The 17,201-nt window shown below is 62.3% G+C and carries 17 protein-coding genes; 3 read left to right on the top strand and 14 right to left on the bottom strand.

Going from position 1 to position 17,201, the window contains the following annotated elements; all coding sequences use genetic code 11:
- Nucleotides 1-14: 14 nt before the first annotated feature.
- Nucleotides 15-701 (top strand): dienelactone hydrolase family protein, encoded by a 687-nt coding sequence (locus RG2_RS22055; protein ID WP_033233611.1) that lies wholly within the window; start codon nt 15-17, stop codon nt 699-701.
- Between the two features lie 80 nt (nt 702-781).
- On the opposite strand, the gene RG2_RS22060 is transcribed toward RG2_RS22055, so the two are convergent.
- The 6 genes from RG2_RS22060 to RG2_RS32400 form a co-directional block, all read right to left on the bottom strand.
- Nucleotides 782-1,408 carry an MBL fold metallo-hydrolase gene (locus tag RG2_RS22060; protein WP_033233612.1) on the bottom strand — a complete coding sequence of 209 codons (627 nt, stop codon included), beginning with the start codon at nt 1,406-1,408 and terminating at the stop codon, nt 782-784.
- The gene (locus RG2_RS22065; protein WP_033233613.1) at nt 1,405-2,493 is read right to left on the bottom strand and encodes an S-(hydroxymethyl)mycothiol dehydrogenase; all 1,089 of its coding nucleotides are present in this window, start codon (nt 2,491-2,493) and stop codon (nt 1,405-1,407) included. The genes RG2_RS22060 and RG2_RS22065 overlap by 4 nt, the downstream gene beginning before the upstream one ends.
- Nucleotides 2,494-2,621: 128 nt before the next feature.
- Nucleotides 2,622-3,887 carry a helix-turn-helix transcriptional regulator gene (locus tag RG2_RS22070; RefSeq protein WP_033233614.1) on the bottom strand — a complete coding sequence of 422 codons (1,266 nt, stop codon included), beginning with the start codon at nt 3,885-3,887 and terminating at the stop codon, nt 2,622-2,624.
- A gap of 23 nt (nt 3,888-3,910) precedes the next feature.
- On the bottom strand, nt 3,911-5,071 hold the full coding sequence (locus RG2_RS22075) for a glycoside hydrolase family 183 protein (protein WP_033233615.1): 1,161 nt from the start codon (nt 5,069-5,071) through the stop codon (nt 3,911-3,913).
- Between the two features lie 54 nt (nt 5,072-5,125).
- A complete protein-coding gene (locus tag RG2_RS22080) occupies nt 5,126-6,100 on the bottom strand; it encodes a TIGR00341 family protein (RefSeq protein WP_033233616.1) in 975 nt (324 codons plus the stop codon).
- A 286-nt stretch (nt 6,101-6,386) separates the two neighbouring features.
- Nucleotides 6,387-6,728: a hypothetical protein gene (locus tag RG2_RS32400; protein ID WP_230590091.1), complete on the bottom strand. Its 342-nt coding sequence runs from the start codon at nt 6,726-6,728 to the stop codon at nt 6,387-6,389.
- Here RG2_RS32400 and RG2_RS32405 point away from each other — a divergent pair.
- Nucleotides 6,727-6,948: a PASTA domain-containing protein gene (locus RG2_RS32405; RefSeq protein ID WP_230590092.1), complete on the top strand. Its 222-nt coding sequence runs from the start codon at nt 6,727-6,729 to the stop codon at nt 6,946-6,948. The two genes, RG2_RS32400 and RG2_RS32405, sit on opposite strands and share 2 nt — an antisense overlap.
- A 253-nt stretch (nt 6,949-7,201) precedes the next feature.
- Nucleotides 7,202-9,226: a YhgE/Pip domain-containing protein gene (locus RG2_RS22090; RefSeq protein ID WP_033233618.1), complete on the top strand. Its 2,025-nt coding sequence runs from the start codon at nt 7,202-7,204 to the stop codon at nt 9,224-9,226.
- Between the two features lie 14 nt (nt 9,227-9,240).
- On the opposite strand, the gene RG2_RS22095 is transcribed toward RG2_RS22090, so the two are convergent.
- Genes RG2_RS22095 through RG2_RS22130 form a run of 8 tightly spaced genes read right to left on the bottom strand, consistent with a single transcriptional unit; the run spans nt 9,241 to nt 17,200 of the window.
- Nucleotides 9,241-10,026, bottom strand: coding sequence for a RhlG family 3-oxoacyl-ACP reductase (locus tag RG2_RS22095; protein ID WP_033233619.1), 786 nt, complete (start codon nt 10,024-10,026; stop codon nt 9,241-9,243).
- Entirely contained in the window at nt 10,023-11,222 is a 1,200-nt protein-coding gene (locus tag RG2_RS22100) for an acetyl-CoA C-acyltransferase (RefSeq protein WP_033233620.1), read from the bottom strand. Before RG2_RS22100 ends, RG2_RS22095 begins: the two co-directional genes overlap by 4 nt.
- A gap of 25 nt (nt 11,223-11,247) precedes the next feature.
- Nucleotides 11,248-12,231, bottom strand: a complete 984-nt coding sequence (locus RG2_RS22105; protein WP_033233621.1) for an NADPH:quinone oxidoreductase family protein — start codon at nt 12,229-12,231, stop codon at nt 11,248-11,250.
- 33 nt (nt 12,232-12,264) lie between these two features.
- Nucleotides 12,265-13,362: an acyl-CoA dehydrogenase family protein gene (locus RG2_RS22110; protein WP_033233622.1), complete on the bottom strand. Its 1,098-nt coding sequence runs from the start codon at nt 13,360-13,362 to the stop codon at nt 12,265-12,267.
- On the bottom strand, nt 13,359-14,552 hold the full coding sequence (locus RG2_RS22115) for an acyl-CoA dehydrogenase family protein (RefSeq protein WP_033233623.1): 1,194 nt from the start codon (nt 14,550-14,552) through the stop codon (nt 13,359-13,361). Before RG2_RS22115 ends, RG2_RS22110 begins: the two co-directional genes overlap by 4 nt.
- A gap of 34 nt (nt 14,553-14,586) precedes the next feature.
- Nucleotides 14,587-15,345: a 3-oxoacyl-ACP reductase FabG gene (gene fabG, locus RG2_RS22120; protein ID WP_033233624.1), complete on the bottom strand. Its 759-nt coding sequence runs from the start codon at nt 15,343-15,345 to the stop codon at nt 14,587-14,589.
- Between the two features lie 45 nt (nt 15,346-15,390).
- Entirely contained in the window at nt 15,391-16,425 is a 1,035-nt protein-coding gene (locus tag RG2_RS22125; RefSeq protein WP_033233858.1) for a phosphotransferase family protein, read from the bottom strand.
- Nucleotides 16,418-17,200: an SDR family oxidoreductase gene (locus tag RG2_RS22130; RefSeq protein WP_033233625.1), complete on the bottom strand. Its 783-nt coding sequence runs from the start codon at nt 17,198-17,200 to the stop codon at nt 16,418-16,420. Before RG2_RS22130 ends, RG2_RS22125 begins: the two co-directional genes overlap by 8 nt.
- Nucleotide 17,201 lies beyond the last annotated feature (1 nt).

The raw sequence follows: 17,201 nt of genomic DNA on the forward strand, positions 1-17,201 counted from the left end.
CTTACAGTCGGAGAATGGACATTCTCTCGAGCACGGTGAACGACGTACCGCTGAGCATCGCCCGACCCGAATCGCTTGCCACGCAGATACCTGCGGTGATCGTGCTGCAGGAGGCCTGGGGCGTCAACGCTCATATCGAGAGCATCCTGTTACGCCTCGCCGGGGCCGGATACCTTGCGGTCGCTCCGCACCTCTACCACCGTGGATCACAGTCGTTCTTCACCGATTTTCCATCGGCCAAGAATTCTCTCATGGCGCTGAACAGCGAGGGGATCGGTCACGACGTACGTGCCGCCGTCGCGTACTGCAAGTCCGAGGGAGCCGGCAAGGTCGGCTCCCTCGGATTCTGCATGGGTGGCACCGCGTCACTGTGGTGCGCCACTGTTCCTCTTGTCGATGCCGCGGTCACCTACTACGGCGGCGCGGTTGCCGAAGCACGATGGTCGGGAATCGCTGCCGGGACCGAACTTGCAGCCCAACTGAAGGTTCCGTGGCTCGGTCACTACGGCGACCTCGACACCGGTATCCCGCCGGAGAGCGTCGAACAATTACGCGGGGCCGCCTCCGAACTCGCCCGGGTGTACCGGTATGCCGACGCGGGCCACGCGTTCAACAACGACACCGCCGGCGACCACTACAACCCCGACGCTGCAACACTCGCTTGGTCACGCACTATGGAGTTTTTCGGCGAGACTCTGTGACGCCGAGTTCCGGTCAGGGAACGCGCCCTGAAGGTCGGTGCGAACACACGTCGTGCTCGCACCGACCGTTTCTGCCGCAGTCAGGATCCGGCGCGGATCCATTCCTCGAGGTGCGGCGCCTCGGTACCGATTGTGGTGCCGTCACCGTGACCGGTGTGAACCGTGGTCTCGGCAGGTAAGGCAAACAGCTTGTCGCGGATCGATCCGATGATGGTCGGGAAATCGGAGTACGAGCGCCCCGTTGCACCGGGTCCACCGGAGAACAAGGTGTCGCCGCTGAACAGTTCCCCCGCCTCGGGCAGGTAGAGGCAGGTCGATCCCGGCGAATGGCCCGGCGTGTGCATGGCCAGAATATCGGTGCCTGCCACCGAGATTCGCTGCCCGTCTTCCAAACTCAGGTGCTTGACGCCTGGATGTGTCATCTCCCAGAGGACGTCGTCGGCCGGATTCAGGTAGATCGGAGCGTCGAGCTTCTCGGACAGTTCCGGCGCAACGGTGACGTGATCGTCGTGTCCGTGAGTACACACGATTCCGACAACCTTGCGGCCGGCAACGGCGTCGATGATGGGCTGCGCGGTGTGCGCGGCGTCCACGACAACCACCTCGTTGTCGTCACCGATCAGCCAGATGTTGTTGTCCACGTCCCACGTTCCGCCGTCGAGGCTGAACGAACCTGATGTGACGACGCGATCGACTCGCAAGGTCACAGGACCACCACCGAGCGCAGGACCTCGCCGCGGTGCATCGTCTCGAAGGCCTTCTCGACCTCGTCGAGCTTGATGCGCTCGCTGACGAACTTCTCGAGCGGCAGACGCCCCTGCTGGTACAGATCGACCAGGACCGGGAAGTCGCGCTCGGGCAGGCAGTCTCCGTACCATGACGACTTGAGTGCGCCACCACGGGAGAAGAAGTCGACAAGTGGCATCTCGAGAGTCATGTCCGGCGTCGGAACACCTACCAGCACTACGGTTCCCGCGAGGTCACGCGCGTAGAAGGCCTGCTTCCACGTCTCCGGGCGTCCAACTGCGTCAACGACGACATCTGCGCCGAAACCACCGGTCAGCTCCTGAACAGCTTCGACAACGTCGTCGACCTCGGTGGCGTTGATCGTGTGGGTTGCGCCAAGTTCTGTGGCCCACTCCAGCTTTCGCGGATCACGGTCGATGGCGATGATGGTATTGGCGCCGGCCAGACGCGAACCCATGATGGCGGCGTCGCCGACACCACCGCAGCCGATGACGGCCACCGAGTCGCCGCGGCCGACGTTGCCGGTGTTCATGGCGGCACCCATACCGGCCATGACACCGCAACCGAGCAGACCGACAACAGCGGGATCAGCCGACGCATCGACCTTGGTGCACTGGCCTTCGTGGACAAGGGTCTTGTCGGCAAACGCGCCAATGCCGAGGGCCGGCGTCAGTTCGGTTCCGTCTTCGAGGGTCATCTTCTGCTCGGCGTTGAAGGTGTCGAAGCAGTACTGGGGGCGTCCGCGCTTACATGCACGGCACTGCCCGCAGACGGCGCGCCAGTTCAGGACGACGAAGTCGCCGACCTCGACGTGCGTGACTCCCGCGCCGACGCTCTCGACGATGCCCGACGCCTCGTGCCCGAGAAGGAACGGGTATTCGTCGTTGATGCCGCCGTCGCGGTAGGTGAGGTCGGTGTGGCACACGCCGCACGCTGCGATGGCAACAACCACCTCGTTGGCACCGGGATCGGGAATCGTGATGGGAACGATTTCGACGGGGGCACCCTTGGATCGGGCGATGACGCCGCGTACCTGCTGTGGCATGGCTCTGCTCCTGGCTTGTGCGTTTTCGGACATGTCGTCACATAGCAATATATGAACGCACTACGAGGTTAACCCGAATACCCGAGCCGGAACCCTGGCCGAAATAACTGACCGACCTATCCGAAGAGCTAGGGAGCTGGTTTGACACCGGCTTCCGCGCCTACAGCTGCGGCAGCACCGCGGCTGTCGACGCCCAGTTTCTTGAGAACTCCCGCGACGTGAAATTTCACGGTGCTCTCACTGACACCGAGACGCTCGGAGATCGCCTTGTTCCGACGACCCGCGACCAGATGCTCGAGCACTTCGATTTCTCGCGGACCCAGATCGGACAGCGTGTGGTCGACGGGCGTCGCGGCAACCACGTCGAGCGGAATGGTGGCACTGATCCGGCTGCCCCAACCTGTAGTCGACTCCGAATCTATTGATCCGCCCAACGTCTCTACCCGCGAACGCAATTGGCGTTCCAGATCGGCAACGTCGGCTTCGCCTCGCCCGTCGTCGCGGATGTCGATCAACAGAGCGGAACCGTCGAGGCTCCACTCGACCCGAATCCGCGACAGCGTGTGTTGATCCGCAAGAGCAAGCACCGCACCTCGCACCACCGCCCGCGCGCCGTGCGCAACTTCACCGGGAAGCCCACGCCCCTCGACCGGCGGTTCCACCAGTTCCAACTCGACGTTGCGGTGTTTGAGCAGTGATCGCAACTCCCCGCGCATCCGCGCAAAAGCCGTGGTGATTGCCTCTTCCGCCAGTTCCCGATGGACGTCGACAGCGGACCGCAACCGGATCAACGCCGACGACGTGGTCTCCCTGGCAGCTGTTCGCGCCCGAGTGTCGTCGAGATCATCCGAACGCAATGTGGCCAGGACGGTCTCCAGCGTCGCCGCGTGAACCTCGGTCATCTCGGCAACCGTGCGCGCGCGTTCCGACGACGCGGCACGCGACTCCGCCAAATAAGCCGGGCTGGCATTGCGGACCTGCAGTTGAATGCCGGTAGCGACCACCCCGAACAGTGCTGCGGCCAACTCGAGCGCCGTTGCCCGAGTTGCCGTCGAGCGCGGCAACAGGACCAGCACTGTGTCTGTCCGATCGAGAACGGCAACCACTTCACGCTCCCGGCCGGCAACCGCCAGTTGCCCCCGAAAGATCTGTCCCACAGCAAGATCGGTTCGGATGCGATCAAGTTCGGCGATCGTGACTCGATCGACGACTGCCGGATCTCCAGCCACCTTGCGTGGCCGGCCGGTGCATTCACGTGTGAAGATCACGAGCGCGGTGTGTGGCACCAGATCAGTGAGCAACACCGAGAATCTGCGGCCGATCTCGGGCAGCGGACCCACCAGTACGTCGCGCAGTTCGGAGATGAGAGTGGGGAGTTGTTCGGTGGTACTCACCGTTCAACGATAGCCACTCGCTTTTACAGCGTCGTTTTCATCAACATCACGTTGTAGTCCGACCACGTCGTAGCAAGGAAGTACAAATCCTGCCCCTGAGACCACGGATGCATATACGCGCCGTAGAGGCCAGGGACGGCGCCCGGTTCGATCACGATGTCGGGGGCACTCCACGGGCCGGTCAGTTGGTCGGCGGTACGCAACACCAGAGCACCCCATTCGTTCGAGTACATCGCAACGAACTTTCCGAGATAGTTGTTGTACTGCACCGACAGTTCACTGACGTCGCCGTCGAGAACCGGCGTCGCTACATCGGGTTTGTTTGGCACCCAAGCCTTTCCGTCCCAGTATTCGTACGCCGCGACGTCTACGATCGACTCTTCCTTCACTCGCGAAAGTCGCGCTTCGCCGAACCTGCCCGACGGTGTCCCGAAGTTGTAGACATACCCACCGTCCTTGACGAAGGACCCCATCTGGAAGTTGGCGTTACCGGTCAACGGCAGGTTCGGGCGCGCCGACGCCGGTTCCACCTGCCACGTTTCGCCATTGTCCCGGGAGGACGCGATCTGCGAGAAATTTGTCACCCATTCTCCTGATCCTCCCCACGACCGCACCGACATGTAGTTGACGTACTGCACGCCACCCACCGCGATACCCGTCGTAGGAATGCTGCTGGTTTCGACTCCGGTGACTTTGAGGCTGTCGATGATTTCGCGGGAGCGATTGGGGCGATCGACCGGTGAGGAGTCGATATTCATGCCGTCACTGAGAATGCCGTCGGCGCTGCGAAAGAGGACGTTGCTTCGCCAGTCACCCACAACGCCGCCGCACGTCGGGTCCGAATTCAATCCGACCGTATCGCCGAAGACCGTCAGAACCTGGCCTGCGCCGTTGTCCCACATGATCCCGAGATCGGTGCCGAGCACATTGAACCGTTCGACCGTCTGATTGGGGCTGAGCGCTCCGGTGATGTATTCGACCGCAGACGTGCGGCCTTGCATGTCGGGGAGATTCCCGTCGGTTCCGTTGAGCCACGGAATCGGGTTGGTCGGCCCACCTGACTTGTCGAAGATCGCCGAGATATTGCAACCCCACGGCGAGGCCTGGGCTGTTGTTGTGACAACGCCGGCGGGCACAAAGGCACAGGCCAATGCGACTACCGGCAATTTCCATGACTGTTTCATCGCTCCCCTTTCGCGGGGAGGATGCCCCGAAGAGAGGCGAACGTAACTTCGCTTCTATTCCGCGGCCTCTACTCGGGCACCGACGGCGTGAAGTATCACAATGTGCGGACCCCAGGGCACCAACGCGTCGACCGCACGCTCGAGGTCGTCGACAGGCGGCAGATCCTGCGGTCCCAGTACTTCGATCACCGCGGTGTGCGCCTGCCACGTGACGGACCCGACTTGAACGCCCGGAACTCCAGCCAGCCACTCTTCCGCGGCATCATGGATCTGGCTCGCCCACAACGAAGCCAGAGAATTCACCACCATCGGGATGGCAACAACAACCAGGGCCGACGCCAACACCAGGTAGACCCGTCGATGTCCCGCGGCAGCTGCCCCTGATTCGCGCGCATAACCGGCGATCACCAGTACCACCGTCGCCGTGATCACCATGGCAACGACATTCGACGCAAAGAGGATCAGCGCCCCCAACGCAAGCGACGGTGCACCCGAACCGAGACAGACACCCACAACGGCAAGAGGCGGAACCAGTGAAATCGCGATCGCCACGCCGGGGAGCACGTCACCGACATCGCGCCGGGTAATCGCGATCGACCCGGCAAACCCTGTGGCGATGGCCGCCGCGAGATCCGTCAACGTCGGGGTGGTTCGTCCGGTCACCTGAGAGTTGGACAGCACACTCGTCGGGTTGAGCAGAACAAGGGAAAACAGAAAACCGAGAGCAACGACAACAACGAGCCCACCCGCGATGTACACAACACTGCGGGCAATGAGTGCGCCCCGACCGGTAACGATGCCGAGGCCGATCCCCAGAATCGGCGTGGACAACGGAGCGACGATCATCGCCCCGATCACAGTGGCCGTCGAGTCACCCACTACCCCGGCGCTCGCGATCATCCCGGAGAGAACGAGCATTATCCAGAACGCGGAACGTTTTGCCGCCTTGTCTCCGGTGGAGAGATCCAGCCGATCATCGAGTTCTTCGAGGCTGCGACGCTGGCTGTCCGGAATCAGAAATGAGCGCATAGCCGATCCTTTCGGACAAGAACCGTGGGGTTTCATCTACACGTTAATCCCGCGGCCTCTCCGGCGAAGCGAAACTGCTCGGTTGACCGGAGCAGGCGAGCACATTGTGGCATAGACGATTTTGATACTGGAACCGAAAAGTTGAGCACGAGACTACGTATCCGATATCGAGTTCTCCGGCGATCTAACATCCCTCAAACAATGGGATCCGTAACCGCTCTCGTGCCCAACTGATGCGAAATTGTCGGATACCCCAGTAACTCACCTACTATGCAGTCGACTGCAATCAGTCACGAATGTATAGCGCGACAAGTCCATCGATCCCGCATATCCCACTAACTTCAGCAAGGACAATTATGCTCACCTCACGTAATTTCTCCTCTAAATTTCGGTCGACACACAACATCATGCGATCCATCATTATCGCTGGCTGTGCAATCGCAACGCTCGCCGCGTGCTCGAGCGAAACGGACACCAATGCTGTTACGACAACAACGGAATCGATGACAACAACTACCAGCACCGCGCCCCGGACCACGACAACACCAGTTCCTATCACGACCACGACCACATCGTCCCCAGTTGCAGAGCCTCCCGTCGCGACTCCCGCCGCAGCCCCGGCAGTCATGCCCAACGTTGTTTGCACGAACCTCCAAGACGCTCAAGACCGTATACAAGCCGCTGGCGTCTTCTTTTCACGAAGCGCAGATGCAACAGGTGCCGGTCGCAACCAAGTGCTCGACTCGAATTGGATTGTTGTCAGTCAGTCACCTGCCGCCGGTAGCGAGGTCAACGAGCTCGAAGCAGTTCTATCCGTCGTCAAGATCGGAGAGCCTAACCCCTGCTAACCGTATGTCACTGCGTCGGTCCATCTATTCAGGCGCTTCGACTGATACACCGGCTAGGACCACTGGCGTACGCGTGCCTGTACAGGCACGCGTACCCCCATACTTTGCTTGCGCAAGAACCTCACAGAACGATAATTCGGCGAAAACCGACACACAACCAAACTTGAGTTTGTATCGTGACCGAGCTGGACGTATGTCCAGCGCATTCGGAGTGCCCCGCCGTCCACTCCGGTTCACGAGAAACGAGCCGTTCATGGTGTCCACATCCGCTCACGACGCTTCGCCCCGGCGTGCGCATGTCATTCGCACGATCCTCGCGGTGCTGGTGATCGCGCCGCTCTCGATTGCCGCCTTCTACATGTGGGCTTTGTGGGACCCGGGCGACACTGTGAACCGTCTGCCCGTGGCCATTGTCAACGCCGACAAGGGCACCGATCTCGACGGCACCCACATCGTTGCAGGAGACGACGTGGTGGCCGCACTGGTCGACAGTGGCGACGTCGCCTGGAAGGTCGTCACGGCTCAGGAAGCGCAGACGGGCGTCGACGACGGCACGTACTACTTCTCCGTCGTGATACCCGAGTCGTTCAGCGCCGATGTGGCAAGTGCGGCTACCGGTTCGGGACGGAAAGCCCAATTGAAGGTGGTCTACAACGACTACAACAGCCTCGTCGCCGGCCCCGTCGGCGAGAGCATCATCGCGCAGGTACGTTCAGCCGTCTCCGAATCCATCGGCGAGCAGTCCATCGACCAGGTTCTGGTGGGACTCGGCGAACTCGGAACCGGCTTCGGAGAAGCAGCCGCCGGCGCACAACAGGTTTCCGACGGCTCCGCTGCCGCACTGGCCGGCACCAACCAGCTCTACGCCGGCAGTACGGAACTTGCGGCCGGTCTCGGCGAGGCGAACCAGGGCGGACAGGAACTTGCGGCGGGAGCGGGCGAACTCGCCGCGGGTACCGATGAGGCCGCAGCCGGGTCTCGAGAACTCGCGACCGGAATGCAGCAATTGGTGGGCGGCGCGGACGAACTGGGCGCCGGGGCGCGCCAGATCAGTGAAGTGGTCGACATGGTGACGACGCCAATCCTCGACATCGCCGACTCGGCGGGTGCTGTGGTCGGTCAGCTCGACGCGTTGACGAATTCGCTTCGGCTCGCAGGTGACCCCGTGTCCGCCGGACTTGTCGACGCGCTCTCCACGTTACGAACCTCGCTCACCGCACAACCTGCAGATGACGACGTGATGGGCCAACTCAGCCAACTCCGGGACGGCGCCAGGGAAATCACCCGCCAACTCACCGATCCGGCAAGTGACTATCGCGGCGGATTGAACGCCGCTGCCGCCGGCGCCGGCGAATTGAGCACCGGCCTCGGGCAACTGTCCGATGGTGCGCACCAACTTGATGCGGGAGCAAACGAACTATCCTCCGGCATCGGCCAACTGGCAGCAGGCAGCGTCGAACTCCGCGACGGTCTTGGCGAGTTGAATGTCGGCATGGGTGAACTGAATGCAGGCTCGGGCGAGCTGGCCCAGGGACTCACCGACGGCGCCGCCCAGGTACCGCAGTTCACCGACGAGGAACGCGCCACCACCGCCAACCTGTTGTCGGCACCCGTCGCGGTTGACGCTCGAAACAACTACCCAGCGGCTGGATTCGGACCTGGAGCAGTACCGGCAGTGATGTCCGTAGCCCTGTTCCTCTGCGGAATTCTCACCTGGTTCGTAGTCCGCCCACGTCGTGGGCGCTCGCAGCAAGTGCATGGCTCGATGCTGCGTGAAGGTCTGCGCCGCTACCGCATTCCGGCACTCGTCACCCTTGTCACTGCTTTGATACTGTCCGTGATTGCGCTGACCGTCGCGGATGTGGACCCACCCAGCGTGGTGGCGATGGTCGCCGTGATGATCCTTGTCGGTGCAGCTGCAGTTGCCTGCGGACGCCTGTTCACCGTTGTATTCGGCGCCGTCAACGGAACGTTCATCGCACTGAGCGCCTTGATGATTCAGATCTTTGCATTCGGTGCGGTGTATCCCATCGAACAGATGCCTGCCCCGCTGCGGTGGTTGCACGCCCTGATGCCACTGACCTGGGCACGCAACGCGATGCGCATGGTCCTGGTCGGCTACTACGGGCCGAGGTTCTGGCTGGCCGTAGCTGCCTTGGCAGCTCTGGTGATCGGAGCCGTCGTGTTCACCATCTGGTGGCGGCGCCGACAAGAGCCGCCAATTGACGATGCGCCGATCACAGAGGAGATCGTCTATCTGCAACCGGCGCAGACGTGACCGTCGTCAGCCGATCAGCGCGCTCCGCTCGTTCCACCATCGAGGGGAATTACCGTCCCCGTCAAGTAGGCGCCGCCGCGTGAGGACAAGAAGATTGCAAGACCGGCCGCATCCTGTGGCGTTCCGACCCGGCCAAGCGGAACAGAATCCGCCACCGCCTGCGCGCTTTCCTCGTTCTCGAGCAAGAAGGCCATCATCTTCGACGGAAAGGGCCCAGGCGCAATGGCATTGACCGTGATCCGTTCGCCGGCAAGCGTCGCCGCCAACTTGCGGGTCAACATGTGCACTGCGGCCTTACTCGCTCCGTACGAGAAGTTTTCCGAGCCTGACACCACAAGACCGTCGATCGATCCGATGTTGATCACTCGCGCGGGATCGTCTGCCGTCGCCGCAGAACGCAACTGTGGCAACAACTTCTGCGTCAACAGGAAGATCGCTTTGACGTTGATGTCGAAGATCTTGTCGAAGCCGGCTGCCGGGAAATCGTCGACGGGGGCGCCCCACGTTGCGCCGGCATTGTTCACCAGCACGTCGAGTGTCGGCGAAATCTCGGCGACCTTCGCAGCGAGGCTCTCGATTCCCTCGTCCGTGGACAAGTCCGCCGGGTGCGAGATGCAGGTGCCGAACTCGGAAAGCTCTCGCGCTGCTTCATCGCACGCTTCCGCTTTACGGGCCGAGATGACTACCGTCGCGCCGCCTTCGACAAATCCTCGAGCGATCATGTAGCCGATTCCGCGCGAACCACCCGTCACGACGACAGTCTTGCCACTGACGTCGAACAATCCCTCCAGCAAGCTCATGCGACCTCGAAAAGCCCGGCAGCACCCATGCCGCCGCCGATGCACATGGTGACAACAACCAACTTGGCGCCGCGGCGCTTCCCTTCCAGGAGAGCATGGCCGACCAACCGCGCACCCGTCATCCCGTACGGATGTCCGACGGAGATTCCGCCACCGTCGACGTTGTACTTGTCGGGGTCGATGCCGAGCTTGTCGCGGCAGTACAGCGCCTGAGAAGCAAATGCCTCGTTCAATTCCCACAGATCGATGTCGTCGATCTTCAGTCCGTGCAGGTCGAGCAGACGCGGAATCGCGAATACCGGACCGATTCCCATCTCGTCCGGTGCGCAACCGGCAACAGCCATTCCGCGGTAGATGCCAAGAGGAGCCAGGCCGCGACGTTCCGCCTCACCAGCCTCCATCAACACCGATGCCGACGCGCCGTCGGACAGCTGTGACGAATTTCCGGCGGTGATGGACGAATGCGCGCTGACGGTACCGTCGGCCAGCACCGGACGCAGGCTCGCGAGGCCCTCCAACGTGGTGGACGCACGATTACCTTCGTCGCGAGTGAGTGTGACCGACTCGGTGCCGATCTCGCCGGTCTCCTTGTTCTGAACCTGCTTGACCGACGTCAGCGGCACGATCTCGAGATCGAAACGGCCTGCTTCCTGAGCTGCTGCAGTGCGCTGCTGAGACACCAGTACAAACTCGTCCTGCTGCTCACGCGTGACGCCGTAGCGTTCGGCCACGATCTCGGCCGTATGCAGCATCGGCATGTAGATCGACGGCTTGTTCTCCTTCAGCCACGGATCTGCCGCACGGAAGTTGTTCATGTGATCGTTCTGGACCAACGAGATCGATTCGACGCCACCACCGATCGCGATCTGCATACCGTCGTCGACGATCTGCTTTGCCGCCGTCGCAATGGCCATCAGTCCGGACGAGCACTGACGGTCGATCGTCATTCCGGACACCGAGTCCGGAAGCCCGGCCCGCAGCACCGCTTGCCGTGCGACGTTGCCGCCGGAAGATCCCTGCTGCAACGCTGCGCCGAGGATGACGTCCTCGACTTCACCACCCTCGAGCCCGGCGCGCGCAACGGCATTCGAAATAGCATGTGCAGCAAGCTCTTGAGCCTGTGTGTTGTTGAACGCGCCGCGGTACGCCTTGCCGATCGGAGTGCGGGCGGTGGACACGATGACAGCTTGTCTCATGAGGACCTTTCCAGTGTTGTGCGATTCAGGGTTGGAACACGACTCGGCCGACCGTGGTGCCGTCGCCGAGGCGACCGATACCGTCGGCAACGTCCGTCAACGACAACCGCTCACTGATCAGGGGTTTGACCAAGCCTGCGTCGGCGAGCCTGGTGAGCTCGACGTGGCAATCGTCGATGGCCTGCTGGTTGTACGCCTTGTAGAGGCCCCAGTGCAGACCGATGATCGAATAGTTCTTGATGAGAGCATGATTGAGAGCCGGTTGTGGAATCGTGCCACCGGCAAATCCGATGATGACGATCCGGCCTTCGAACGCGATGCACTTGGTCGACTTTGCGTACGCATCGCCGCCAACCGGGTCGAAGACCACGTCGGCGCCCTTGCCGCCGGTGAACTCCTTCACCGCGGCAACAAAGTCCTCACTGTGACGGTCCACCACGAGGTCCGCCCCGAGCTTGCGCGCGTACTCGGCCTTCTCCGGTCCGCCGACAACACCGATCACCTTGGCACCGGCAGCTTTGCCGAGTTGCACTGCGGCACTGCCCACACCACCTGCGGCGGCATGAACAAGCAGGGTCTCACCTTCGAGCAGTTGTGTGCGACGGTGCAGCGCGAACCACGCCGTCTGATAGCCGATGCTCAGCGCGGAGGCTTCGGCGTCGTCCAGTGCCGATGGCGCCGGAAAGGTGTTGTTCTGGTCCAGCACCGAGAATTCGGCAAAGCCACCCGACGGCAAGCTCGGATTGCCGATCACGCGATCGCCTACCGCAAACTTCGTGACCGAATCACCCACGGACACAACTTCACCACACAATTCCACACCGGGAGTGAAGGGCAGCGGCGGCTTGATCTGGTACTCACCACGGCACATGAGTACGTCGGGGAAGTTCGCCGGTGCTGCGAGTACCTTCACCAGCATTTCCGTGGCACCAGCTGTGGGCTCCGGCACCTCCTCCAACGAGAGGACATCGCGGGGTTCACCGAGTTGATTGACGCGCCAAGCCTTCACAGTGTTTTCTCCAGTTTCGGTAGTGAGGGTGGTTCAGGACGAGATGGGGAGGTCTACGAGCTCGGCAAGCCGCGCCCGGTGCTGATATGCAGTTCCCAGCGTCAATTGGTCACTCTTGGCTCTCTTGAGATACAGGTGCGCCGGATACTCCCACGTCATACCGATCCCGCCGTGAAGCTGTACACATTCCTCCGCCGCATGAACCGCGACTCCGCTGCAGTACGCCTGAGCGAGCGTCGCAGCAACTGCCGCGTCGGAGTCACCGCGTGCATAGGTATCAGCCGCATAACGCGCGGCCGCACCCGCAGAGCTGACTTCGAGCCACAGGTCCGCCAGACGATGCTTGATCGCCTGATACGAACCGATTGCGCGGCCGAACTGCTTGCGTTCCTTCACATAAGCCAGCGTGGTCTCGAGGCACCACTGCGCCACTGCGAACTGCTCTGAGGCCAGGAGTGCACTTCCGCAGAGCAATGCCTCCTCGACAGCCTCAGCGGCATTGCCACTGTCGACGCGGATCGATGGCGCCTCCGCGAACTCGACGTCCGCCAATCGGCGCGTCATGTCCAGGGACAGGATCGGTGTCACAGTAGCGTCGGCGATCCGCACGATGTGCAGCTCCACACCACTCTCACCGGCAACCGGAACAACAAGAACATCGGACTCGGCGACGCCGGCAACCGTGGTGACGCTGCCGACAAGTCCGCTTACCGTCGCTCTGACCGTGGGCGCGAAAGTACCTGGTGCAGTGGATAACGGGACGATCAGAGCAGCCGTCGAATCCCCGGCTGCCAATCGACCGAGCACCTCGGTTTCGCCGGCTTTCAACAGCGCCGTCGTCGCCAGCACCGCACTCGTGAAGAACGGAACGGGAGCGACCGCGCGGCCGATCTCCTCCATCACGACCGCCGCCTCACGCGTCGACGCGCCGGCCCCGCCCAGCTCCTCAGGTACCAGCAGTCCCGCCAAACCGAGTTCCGACGCCAGGGACTTCCACAGCCCGGTGAAGTCGGCGGACACGTCGTCGTAGGCAGTGACCACGGTGTCGGCACCTGAGCGCGCACTCAGCAAACGTCGGACACTGGCACGCAGGTCTTGTTCGGTCTCGGAGTACAGCAGATCGGCGCTCATCGGGGCAGGTCCTTCCAGGCGATGTCCTTGTCGACGCGATGCTCGGGCGGCAACCCGAGTACACGTTCTGCGATGACGTTGCGCAGGATCTCGGACGTTCCGCCCTCGATCGAATTGCCCTTGGCTCGCAGATACCGGTAGCCGGGTTCACGCCCGGTGAAGTCGACAAAATCCGGACGACGCAGCGTCCAGTCGTCGTACCGCAGCCCGTCTTCGCCGTGCATTTCCAGCTCGAAACCTGAAATCTGCTGTGCCAAGCCTGCAAACGCCAGCTTCATTCCCGAACCTTCAGGCCCCGGTTGGCCGGCGGCAAGCTGTTGGCGCAGACGCTCACCCGTCAGACGCGCGACCTCCGATTCGGTCCAGAGCCGCATCAACTCGTCGTGCATCGCCGGGTTACGCAGCTCAGGCTCGTCGCGCCAGGCCTGCGCAACCTTTCCGATCATGCCGCCCTCACGCGGTGCACCCGAACCGATGGCCACCCGTTCGTTGTTCAGGGTGGTGGTTGCAACCTTCCATCCCTGTCCTTCGCCGCCCAGCCGGTTGGCATCCGGAATCCTGACGTCCGTGAGGAATACCTCGTTGAACTCAGCCTCACCGGTGATCTGGCGGAGCGGCCTGACATCAACTCCGGGATCGGTCATGTCGCAGATGAAGTAGCTCAATCCTGCGTGTTTGGACCGCTCCGGATCAGTCCGGGCAACAAGAATCGCCAACTGAGCGTTCTGAGCCCCCGACGTCCAGACCTTCTGCCCGTTCACTATCCAGTCGTCGCCGTCGCGGACAGCCCGGGTGGCGACGGCAGCCAGGTCCGATCCTGCGCCCGGCTCACTGAAGAGCTGGCAGTACACCGTTTCGGATGTCCACAACGGCCGCAGGAATTTTCGTTTCTGCTCTTCGGTGCCGAACGCTGCGATGGTGGGCGCAGCCATGCCGAGGCCGATACCGTTCTTGCCGGTGTCCGGCCCCGGGGCTCCCGCTGCCGCCAATTGCGCGTTGATCTGTCGCTGAAAGCTCTGTGGCAGATCAAGACCGCCGTGGCCTTCGGGAAAGTGAACCCACGCCAGTCCGGCGTCGAATCGTGCGGCGAGGAAATCCGATACTGATACAGCATTCGGATCATTTTCCGCGAGAAGCGTGTTCACTTTGGCGGTGAGGTCACGCGATACTGCTTCTTCGTCGAAAGCCATGCCCATTCCTTCGGTTCGAGCGGTGAGCGGACAGTCAGTCCTTGGGTCCACCGGCGACGTAGACGACCTGACCGGAAACGAAGCCTGCGCCTTCGCTGACGAAGAACGACGCGGTGTGCGCGATGTCCTCGGGCTGTCCGACGCGGTTGACCGGAATCTGCGAAGCGGCAGCGGTCTTGAAGTCCTCGAAGCCGACTCCCATGCGCTCGGCCGTTGCGGCGGTCATTTCGGTTTCGATGAATCCGGGGGCAATGGCGTTGGCGGTGACACCGAACTTGCCCAGTTCGAAGGCCAGTGTCTTGGTGAATCCCTGCATTCCCGCCTTCGCTGCGGAGTAGTTGACCTGTCCGCGGTTGCCGAGAGCCGACGTGCTCGAGAGGTTGACGATACGGCCGAACTTCGCTTCCACCATGTACTTCTGCACCGCGCGCGACATGAGGAACGCTCCGCGCAGGTGGACGTTCATCACCGAGTCCCACTCAGCAACGCTCATCTTGAACAGAAGGTTGTCGCGGGTGATGCCTGCATTGTTGATCAGTACGGTCGGCGAACCGAGTTCTGCTGCCACCCGCTCCACTGCTGCGGCGACCGACTCTTCGTCGGAAACGTCAGCGCCGACGGCCAGGGCTTGCCCGCCTGCGGCCTTGATCGCGTCGACGGTTCCGGCACACGCTGCTTCGTCGAGGTCGAGCACGGCAACGGCAAAGCCGTCTTCCGACAGTCGCTTGGCCACTGCCGCACCGATTCCGCGTGCTGCACCCGTGACAATTGCGGTTCTACGTTCCTGGCTCACTGGCCCTCCATGATTTCGTGATTCGACGGATACCGGACGATCTCGTCAGATCCCGGCCTGATCTGCAATTTCCCTGGCTTTTGCCACCAAGGCGTCAATACGTTCCACTGTGGGAGTTCCACTCTCGGCCGCATTCTGCGGTTCGTCGCGGGCACGACGCATCACGCCTTCGGCGATCACCGCAATCTTCCACAGGCCCAAGGTGTGCCAGAACTTCAGCGCAGCCGGATCTCTCCCGGTGGCGTCGAGGTAGATTTGGGAGATCTCGTCTCGCGACGGGAATCCGGGTAGCGCCGACGCCGGGAAATCGCCGCCGGTGTTCTCCCCCGCCGCCGGCCAGTACGCCAACAAGCTTCCGACGTCTGCCAATGGATCGCCGAGTGTGCAGAGTTCCCAGTCGAGCGCCGCGACAACCTCCCCGCTGCTCGCCGAGGTGATCACGTTGCGTAGGTGAAAGTCGCCGTGCACCAACGTGGTCTCGGTGTGTGCCGGCTGCGCTGCAATCAGACGTTGGGTGAGATCGTCCAAATCAGGACATTCCCGTGTCTTCGACTGTTCCCACTGTCCACCCCAGCGCTTCAACTGGCGTGCGGCGTAAGGCTTGTGGCTTGCAAGGTCGTCGAGCCCGGCTTGCTTCAGATCGACGGCGTGTATCTTCGCCAGCGTCTGAGCGAGCGAGATGCCGATTGCCCGGCGACGATCCTCCGACAACGCCTCGGCAAGTGGCATCCGGTCGACAACTTCGCCGTCCACGAACTCCATGAGCAGCAACGGAACTTCGGTGACAGCCGGGTCCTCGGTCAACCCGAACACGCGAGGCGAGGGTACATCCGTGGATTCGAGAGCGCTCAGGATTCGAGCTTCGCGCGCCACGTCGTGAGCCGAGGCCAGCAGGTGACCGAGCGGTGGGCGTCGGAGCACCCAACGGTTACCGTCCTGATCACGTACCAGGTACGTGAGGTTGGACTGCCCCAGGCCGATTCGATCGAAGGACAACGGCCCGGTGAAGTCGATCCCCAGGCCTGCGATCCACCCGGTGACCGCTTCGGTATCGAGTCCCACTACTCCGACGCTAGCCACCGACGGACGCTCCGCGCCGGAACGGGAGCGCGTCACCCAACAACTGGCCACCGTCGATGGTCATAATCTCACCGGTAATCCACTGGGCTGCATCCGAAACCAGGAAGGCGATGGCAGCAGCGATGTCTTCCGGTTCACCGATGCGTCCGAGTGCAGTCGACGCGGATACCGCTTCTTCATGTTCTTTCCACAGAGCTTCGGCGAGTTTGGTTCTCACCACTCCCGGAGCAACGGCGTTGACACGAATCTTCGGCGACAGTTCGAGCGCTAATTGTTTGGTGATGTGGATCAGCGCGGCTTTCGACGCGTTGTAAGTTCCGATTCCGGCCTCGAACGCCATGCCGCCGATCGAGGCGGTGTTGACCACGGAACCACCGTGCTCACTCATCCAGGCTCGGGCCGCCAGCCCGGTCCACAGGACTGGAGCCCACACGTTGACGTCGAAGGTCTTGGCAAAGCGCGAGTGATCCTGGTTGATTATCGGCCCGAATGACGGGTTGGTGCCCGCGTTGTTCACCAAGATGTCGAGACTGCCGAAACGCTCGATCGTCTGCTCGACGCACTTGCGGGCAGCATCCTCGTCCGTCGCGTGAGCGCCGACGCCGATCGCGTTGCCGTTCACCTGTGCGGCAGCGGCATCTGCGGATTCCTGTGAGCGCGAGGTCAGTACGACGTTTCCGCCCGACGCCGCAATCGCCTGCGCGGTCGCGAGGCCGATGCCACGCGACGCGCCGGTGACGATCGCAGTCTTGCCTGTGAGGTCCAGTCCTGCCATG

The organism is Rhodococcus globerulus NBRC 14531 (assembly GCF_001894805.1).
GTDB lineage: Bacteria > Actinomycetota > Actinomycetes > Mycobacteriales > Mycobacteriaceae > Rhodococcus_F > Rhodococcus_F globerula.